Origin of the sequence: Mesorhizobium sp. M7A.F.Ca.US.014.04.1.1 (assembly GCF_003998745.1) — a bacterium.
Classification (GTDB): Bacteria; Pseudomonadota; Alphaproteobacteria; order Rhizobiales; family Rhizobiaceae; genus Mesorhizobium; species Mesorhizobium ciceri.
This window is the reverse complement of sequence record NZ_RZRW01000298.1, coordinates 1-7,181: the sequence shown is the minus strand read 5'-3', so window position 1 is coordinate 7,181 and position 7,181 is coordinate 1. Positions and strand designations below refer to the sequence as shown.

Below are 7,181 nucleotides of genomic sequence, written 5' to 3'. Positions count from 1 at the left end.
GGCACGCCCGACAATGGCGCGCTGACTTTTGATATCCATGGAAATACGCTGAGCGTCGATCCGTCAGCTGGCGTCACCGATATCCGCGTGCGGCAGCGGTTCAATGTGATCGACAAGATCGAAGGCTATGCCGGCAGCGCCACCGACGACACGGCGGTTCAGGCCTATCTCGCCAGTCTCAACAGCCATTCGGGTGGCGGTGCCGCGACAGTGGCCGCCGACCACAACAACACCGGCTTCGGGACCATTGTTGGGGTTACGGAGCCGCCCCTGCCATAGGCGGGCGTTGCGCGCGGTGGCGCTGGAATAAATTACAAAATGTATTGGCCGAGCAGATTGCTTTGTGGCGGTGGGTGATCTAACGTAACGTCATGTAGAGATTGGCTTTTTACTACAAATTGAACGTTTGGGGGTGTATATGGCCGAGCCGTATCTCTCGGAAATCAAGTTGATTTCTTTCAACTTCCCTCCCCAAGGTTGGGCGTTCTGCGACGGACAGCTCCTGCCGATCAACCAGAACCAGGCATTGTTTGCTCTGCTGGGCACGACCTATGGCGGCAATGGGCAAACGACTTTCGCCTTGCCCGATTTGCGCGGGCGCGTGCCAACTCATACTGGCGGCCAAGGTCATCTCCTGGGCGAGCGGGGCGGCGAGCAGGCGCATACGCTCACACTGCCCGAGATTCCCCAGCATTCTCACACCGCCAGCGCGACATCGGATTCCGGCGATCTCTTCGTCGCCAGCGGCAATGTGCTTGCGGCGTCGCCCGCGCAGCTTTACGCGCCCGCGACATCGAACCTGACAACGCTGGTGCCCAGCAGCGTCACCACGATGGGCGGCAGCCAGGCACATGAAAACATGCAGCCCTATCTGGTGCTGAATTTTTGCATCGCCCTGCAAGGTATCTTCCCGTCGCGGAATTGAAGGACGCGCAGTCATGACAGTTTACATCGGCGAGATTCGCATGTTCGCGGGGAACTTTGCGCCCGCCGGATGGGCGTTCTGTCAGGGCCAGACGATACCCATCTCCGAAAACGATGCCCTGTTCCAGTTGATCGGCACGACCTATGGCGGCGACGGTCAGGAGACATTCAACCTGCCGAACCTGGCCAGCCGCGTGCCGGTCCATCAGGGAACCGGTTTCATCATCGGGCAAACCGGCGGCGTCGAGGACGTGACGCTGAACATACAGCAAATGACCGGCCACACTCACGCCATGCTGGCGACGAGCAGCGTCTCCAACCAGACGAGCCCCGCCAACAACGTTGTGGCCCAATCGTCTACAGGCAAGCTCTATGTCGAGGACACACCGACGGCGAACCTCGCCAACCCTGTGGTCGGCATGACGGGTGGCAGCCAGCCTCACAGCAACCTGCAGCCTTACCTCTGTGTCAATTTCATCATTTCACTGTTCGGCGTTTTCCCGACCCAAACATAAGGACAGGACCATGTCGGACCAATTCGTCGCGGAAATCCGAATTTTTCCGTCCAACTTCGCACCCAGGGGCTGGGCGACCTGCGACGGTCAGCTCATGCCGATCTCGCAAAACACGGCCTTGTTCTCGCTGCTGGGCACGACCTATGGCGGCGATGGCAGATCGACCTTCAGCTTGCCGGACATGCAAGGCAATGTGCCGATGCAACCCGGCCAGGGTCAAGGGTTGGCGCTTTATGATCTAGGGCAGTTCGGTGGCTCGGATACCGTGTCTCTACTGGAATCGGAAATGCCGATGCACAATCACAACATCCGCGCCGTAACCGACCCTGCCGAGCTTCAGATCCCGACGCCGGATCGGGCGATCGCCAGGTCGAGCAACGCCAACGCCTACAAGAACACGACCGCTAACATCGTGTCGATGGCAGTGAACATGCTGGCTCCGGCAGGTGGCAGTCTGCCGCACAACAATCGCATGCCCTACCTGACATTGACTTTTTGCATCGCGCTGGAAGGCTTTTTCCCGCCGAGAGGCTGAGGAATTCCGAATCAACAAGGCAGGACCGATACGATGGCCAAGAAAGCTGAACCTAGGTCGAAGGCATCGGCCCCCGCAGCAAGGACGCCCGCGCCCGCGCCTCGGGCGGCTTCCAAGGCCAACGCCCGCTCGCGGCGATCCAGCGTCCCGCCCATCTACCAGAACAAGCCCGCCGGCGCGGCGTTCTTCGAACTGTCGCGGCTGATGGTGGTGGGCATCGATTCCGCCAAAAGTCAGTTGATCCAGAAGGCTCAAGACGCACCGAACGGGTCATGGCCCGCGGCGTGGTCGTTCATCGCGCCCGGCGCCTGGGTGATCATGACGGCGGGCCTCACCAGGGACGGTCGCGTCGCCGTGGTCGCGCAAGCCTCGGGCACCACCAACCTGTCCTTCATCACCGAAGACCCCAACCAGATCGGTCCGATCGACAAATGGACCGCGCCGACGAGCATTGGCACACCGCCCGGTGCCACCTCCTATCAGAAACTGACGATGGCGCGCGATGCCGATGGCCGCGTCGAAATCTTCCTCACCGACAATCTGGGCCGCATCTGGTGGATCTACCAGAACCCGGATGTGATTGTTCAAGTGCAGAAAACCATCACGCCGCCCGGCACGACGACGCCGATCGTCGTCACCGTCGACGAGCTCAGGCCGCCAGTCCAGCCGTGGAGCGCCTGGATCCAGCTGACCGGGCAGCTCGTGGCGATCACGGCGCTGCGCCAGGCAGACGGCCGCATCGCGCTGTTCGGCATCAACTCCGCCCTCCATCTCTATCGCTGCCAGCAGGCCAAGGTCCAGGCGCTGACGGTCGCCGACTGGACGCCATGGGTGCAGATCGACGCCGGCTACCCCTTCACGGAAATGGCGCCGATTGTCGGTCCGCTGGGCGGCACCAATCTGTTTGCCATGACGCAGCAAGGCCAGGTCCTGCACACCAAGCAATTGCCGGCCGGCTCCGACACCTGGACGGCCTGGGCGACGCCCGGTTACAGCAGGGTTCCCAAATACACGCTCTGCGCCGGCATCCAGGGCGACGGCGACATCATGCTGGTCGCCTCCGACCAGCAGCATGTCCACTCCTTCAACGCCCAATATGACGCCGCCACCCAGAACTGGTCGGGATGGCGCGATTTCGGCGGCTCCGGCGCCAACACCAGCCTGTCGCTCGACTACAATGCCGATGGCCGCCTTGCCCTGTTTTCGATGATGGTCCAGAACGACGGCACAAATGGTCTGTGGACCATCAACCAGATGGCCATGGACAGCTCCGAATGGGAGTGGACGTGGACGGCGCTGGCCACCAGCAACCTCAAGCAGATCGTCGTCGTGCGCGACCTGACGCCGCCGGTCTGACGTCAGGCAGCGTGACAGAGGCAAAGCAGGCGTATCGGCTCGCAGCCTGGTCCCGGTCGGAGAAGGCCGGGCTCGGCTTCCGCGCCGCGACAGAGGCGGATCTGCCGTTCCTGTCGCGGCTCTATGCCTCGACGCGCGTGGAAGAACTCGCCGTGACGGCGTGGACCGAGGCACAGAAGGCCGCCTTCCTCGACATGCAGTTCCAGGCGCAGCACGCGCATTACCGAAAACACTATCCCGAGGCCGACTGGCTGGTGGTGGAACGAGCGGGGAAAGACATCGGCCGGCTCTACATCGAGCGCTGGCCAGGCCAGCACCGCATCATCGACATTGCCTTCCTGCCGGAGCATCGCCGCAAGGGCTACGGCACCGCACTGCTGCGCGATCTCATCGACGAGGCATGGTTAGCCGGCAAATCAGTATCGATCCACGTCGAGAAGCACAATCCGGCCAGGTGGCTCTATGTCAGGCTCGGTTTTGCGGTGGTCGAGGACAAGGGTGTATACGATTTGATGGAATGTGCGGCGCCGAGTGGCGGGGCGGGGTGAGACGATGGCTGTCCCGCTGGCGTCAAGGTTTCGCGCCGCAGCGCAAGCGTCGCCTCAAAGAGCAAACGTCGCCTAGTTGAACACCGCTTCGTACAGCCGCCCGGCCGCATCGGCGGCGACCGGCACGATGAAGATCTCGTGGCTGCCGCTTGTGCCAGTGAAAAGGTAGGTCGCCTGCGGCAGCGCGATGTCGCGCGGGCCTCTAAACAGCAGCGAGAAACCGCCACCCGGGCGCGGGCTGGCGGCGATGGGCTTGACCGCGCTCAGTTCGAGCGGGATCTGCTTGCCCCCGGCTTCGATGGTGAAGGTTTGTCCCTGCTCGAAATCCGACACCGACGCCATCCCGTTTGCCTCAATCTTTGCGCTGGAGCGGTTCAGCGTTCGGATCCGATCCAGCTCTTTGTTTCTCCGCAATTGCCAGGGGAAAACCGCTGCACACTTTTCCCGGAATTGCTCCAGCGGCGGCACTGTCGCCGCTTCGCCGCAAGCTGTCCAGAGGCGGGCAGGCGGCGGTCGTGTTCACCAAGACAATCGATCGCCGCAAATCCCAAAGATACAGCACCGCCTGTCCTTTTATGCGCGCAAGAGACGCTGTAGTACTTTGTCCTGCGCGGGATTCCTTTCGATCCAAGATCAGCGCAAACAAAGCATAGATCCCGGCTTCGGGACCATTGGCAGCCTGATGGGCGTGCGGGAGACGGATGATGGCGGATGCAAAGACGGACGTGACGGGCGATGCGCTGCCGCTGTTCTATTCGAGGCCCGAGGCGCTCAATCCGGCGCGGCACGGCTCGCTTGGCCTGACCGCGCGCAGTGACTTCGGCTTCGCCCGCTCGGCGCACGCCATTCCGGTGGTCGCGTCGGAAATGCCGGCGGCGATGCGCTCCTACCCGAGCGTCTTCATCGGCCCGGCCAAGTCGCCGGTGATCATCACCGGCGTGCGCCAGAACGAGAATTTGTTCGTCGATGCCGACGGCAAATGGACCGGGCCGCACTACATCCCCGCCTATGTCCGGCGCTATCCTTTCATCCTGGCCGAAGACCCGACATCGGCCGGCCGGCTGACGCTGTGCGCCGACCGGGCCAGCAATCGCATCGTCGACCAGCTGCTGGCGCCGTTGCGCGACGACAAGATCCTGCCGTTCTTCGCCGGCAACGAGCCGACCGAAGCGACCAGACAGGCGCTCGCCTTCTGCAACCAGTTCCAGATCGACTTCCGAGCCACCCGCGAGATGGTCGAAAAGATCGATGCGCACGGCCTGTTTTCGCCGCGCCAGAGCAAGGTGACGCTGGAGGGTGGCGAGGTGCTCAACCTCACCGACTTCCAGGTGATCGACGAGCCGGCCTTCAACAAATTGAGCGACGAGGCGTTTCTCGACCTGCGCAAATCAGGCGCGCTCGGCCTGCTCTATTGCCACCTCGCCTCGACCAACAGCTGGACCTCGCTGGTGCATCAGGCATCGCTGCGGAAGGCGGATGGGGCGAAGGGCTGACTGTGAAAAGCTTGCGCGGTCGATCGTCTGGGCGGACAGGCGGCTAGGCAGCAACCCTTCTGTCGTGCCGCCCTTCCCTGATCTCCTCGGCGAGCTTGTCGCAGAACGCGTCGAGATCGCCGGGATTGCGACTGCTGACGAGCCCCTGGTCGGTGACGACTTCGGTGTCCTCCCACAGACCGCCGGCGTTGATCACATCGGTCTTGATCGATTTGTAAGACGTGACCCGGCGACCCCTTACGATGCCGGTCTCGGCGAGAAGCCAGGGCGCATGGCAGATCGCGCCGACGACCTTCTTGGCCGACCAGAACGATTCGACGAAGTCCAGGGCCTTTCGCTCGACGCGCAGCAGATCCGGATTGATGACCCCGCCAGGCAGGACGATCGCGTCATAGTCGTCCGACCGCGCCTCATCCAACGTCTTGTCGACAGGAATCTCCCGACCCCAGTCCTTGAGGTCCCAGCCTTTGATCTTGCCGCTTGCGAGCGACACGACATCGACCTCGGCGCCCGCCTCGCGTAATTTTTTGAGCGGAACTTCAAGCTCGGATTGTTCGAACCCGTTTGTCGCAAGGATAGCGACGCGCTTACCGGAAATATCCTGCATTGGTTTTTCTCCATCGTTAGGTGGTGGAGGGCTAACGAGGCGAGGCGGGAAGCGTTCCTGGCTGTAATTTTATGTGACATGAGAGGCGGATGGACGAAGCGCAGTTCGGCCCAAGCTCCCAGTTCGACAATGTCCAAAAACGAAAAAGCCGCGGCGGACCGCGGCTTTTCGATGCTTGATTTCCTAAGAGGAAACTGGAGCGGGTGAAGCGATTCGAACGCTCGACCCCAACCTTGGCAAGGTTGTGCTCTACCCCTGAGCTACACCCGCTCGCACGGCGTCTTGGCCGCAAGCCGGGCCTATATGGCTGAAGAGCGCGGCGATTGCAACAGGGAAATCGCAGGCTTTTTTACGACCCGGCAAGCGAGGCCGGCAAGCCGCCGGCGGGCGCGCGAGTGGCACGCGGCGGGGGCGCCACCGCAAAGGGCGGGTGCCGCTCACCGTGATGTCGCATGACGGCCTTGTGTCGGCCGCCCCATTGGCCGTAAACGGCATGGGCTCACAAACGGGACGAAGACGAAACCGATGCCGAAGACCGAAGCCGAACTTTTTGCCTTTCTTGCCGAGCTGGGCATTGCTGCCTCGACCAAGCGCCATCCACCGCTCTATACCGTCGCCGATTCGCAGGCGCTGCGCGGCGAGATCGCCGGCGGGCACACGAAAAACCTGTTCCTGAAGGACAAGAAGGACAATTTCTTTCTGGTCACCGTCGGCGAGGACGCGGTCGTCGACCTGAAGCAGATCCACCAGGTGATCGGCGCCGCCAGCCGGGTTTCTTTCGGCAAACCGGAGATGCTGATGGAGCTGCTCGGCGTCACGCCGGGCGCCGTCACGGTCTTTGGCATCATCAACGACACGGCAAACAGGGTCAAGCTCGTGCTCGACAAGGATTTGATGGAGCATGCGGTGATCAATGGGCATCCGCTGACCAATGAGGCGACGACATCGATCGCAGCGAGCGACCTGATCAGATTCGTCGAGGCAACCGGGCACGATGCTGCTATCTTGAAAGTCTCCGCGTGATCGCCACATGGATGGCTTAAAACCGATGGTCTGAAGCATAGGGCGCCTGGCCGCCGGCCGGCGGCGCCACGGAAGGGTAAAGAGATGAGCGACAACAATCCGTTCGGCGGCCCCTTTGGCGGCAATGGCGGCCAGTACACCACCTCGGTGCAGTATGGTGGAACCGCGCCGGCGCCGGCG

At 62.3% G+C, this 7,181-nt stretch carries 10 protein-coding genes and 1 tRNA gene; 8 read left to right on the top strand and 3 right to left on the bottom strand.

The window, feature by feature from the left end:
* The 6 genes from EOA22_RS37725 to EOA22_RS19635 all read left to right on the top strand — a co-directional run.
* On the top strand, positions 1–279 hold a 279-nt coding region (locus EOA22_RS37725; RefSeq protein ID WP_164755651.1), incomplete at its 5' end, for a hypothetical protein.
* A 139-nt stretch (positions 280–418) separates the two neighbouring features.
* The gene (locus EOA22_RS19655; protein ID WP_063169581.1) at positions 419–925 is read left to right on the top strand and encodes a tail fiber protein; all 507 of its coding nucleotides are present in this window, start codon (positions 419–421) and stop codon (positions 923–925) included.
* A gap of 13 nt (positions 926–938) precedes the next feature.
* Complete coding sequence (locus EOA22_RS19650) at positions 939–1,439, top strand: tail fiber protein (RefSeq protein ID WP_063169580.1); 501 nt, start codon at positions 939–941, stop codon at positions 1,437–1,439.
* Between the two features lie 10 nt (positions 1,440–1,449).
* The gene (locus tag EOA22_RS19645; RefSeq protein ID WP_063169579.1) at positions 1,450–1,974 is read left to right on the top strand and encodes a tail fiber protein; all 525 of its coding nucleotides are present in this window, start codon (positions 1,450–1,452) and stop codon (positions 1,972–1,974) included.
* 33 nt (positions 1,975–2,007) lie between these two features.
* A complete protein-coding gene (locus EOA22_RS19640; protein ID WP_063169578.1) occupies positions 2,008–3,330 on the top strand; it encodes a hypothetical protein in 1,323 nt (440 codons plus the stop codon).
* 11 nt (positions 3,331–3,341) lie between these two features.
* Positions 3,342–3,878: a GNAT family N-acetyltransferase gene (locus EOA22_RS19635; RefSeq protein ID WP_244514246.1), complete on the top strand. Its 537-nt coding sequence runs from the start codon at positions 3,342–3,344 to the stop codon at positions 3,876–3,878.
* A 72-nt stretch (positions 3,879–3,950) separates the two neighbouring features.
* Here EOA22_RS19635 and EOA22_RS19630 read toward each other — a convergent pair whose 3' ends face one another.
* Entirely contained in the window at positions 3,951–4,346 is a 396-nt protein-coding gene (locus tag EOA22_RS19630) for a hypothetical protein (RefSeq protein WP_244514245.1), read from the bottom strand.
* Positions 4,347–4,582: 236 nt separating this feature from the next.
* Here EOA22_RS19630 and EOA22_RS19625 point away from each other — a divergent pair, with 236 nt between their 5' ends.
* On the top strand, positions 4,583–5,371 hold the full coding sequence (locus EOA22_RS19625; protein WP_127390155.1) for a SapC family protein: 789 nt from the start codon (positions 4,583–4,585) through the stop codon (positions 5,369–5,371).
* 43 nt (positions 5,372–5,414) lie between these two features.
* Here EOA22_RS19625 and EOA22_RS19620 read toward each other — a convergent pair whose 3' ends face one another.
* Together EOA22_RS19620 and EOA22_RS19615 are read right to left on the bottom strand one after the other, a co-directional pair.
* Complete coding sequence (locus tag EOA22_RS19620; protein WP_013528771.1) at positions 5,415–5,978, bottom strand: type 1 glutamine amidotransferase domain-containing protein; 564 nt, start codon at positions 5,976–5,978, stop codon at positions 5,415–5,417.
* Positions 5,979–6,173: 195 nt separating this feature from the next.
* Positions 6,174–6,248 (bottom strand) — tRNA-Gly (locus tag EOA22_RS19615).
* A gap of 255 nt (positions 6,249–6,503) precedes the next feature.
* Here EOA22_RS19615 and EOA22_RS19610 point away from each other — a divergent pair.
* Positions 6,504–7,001, top strand: coding sequence for a prolyl-tRNA synthetase associated domain-containing protein (locus EOA22_RS19610; protein ID WP_027162861.1), 498 nt, complete (start codon positions 6,504–6,506; stop codon positions 6,999–7,001).
* Positions 7,002–7,181: the final 180 nt, after the last annotated feature.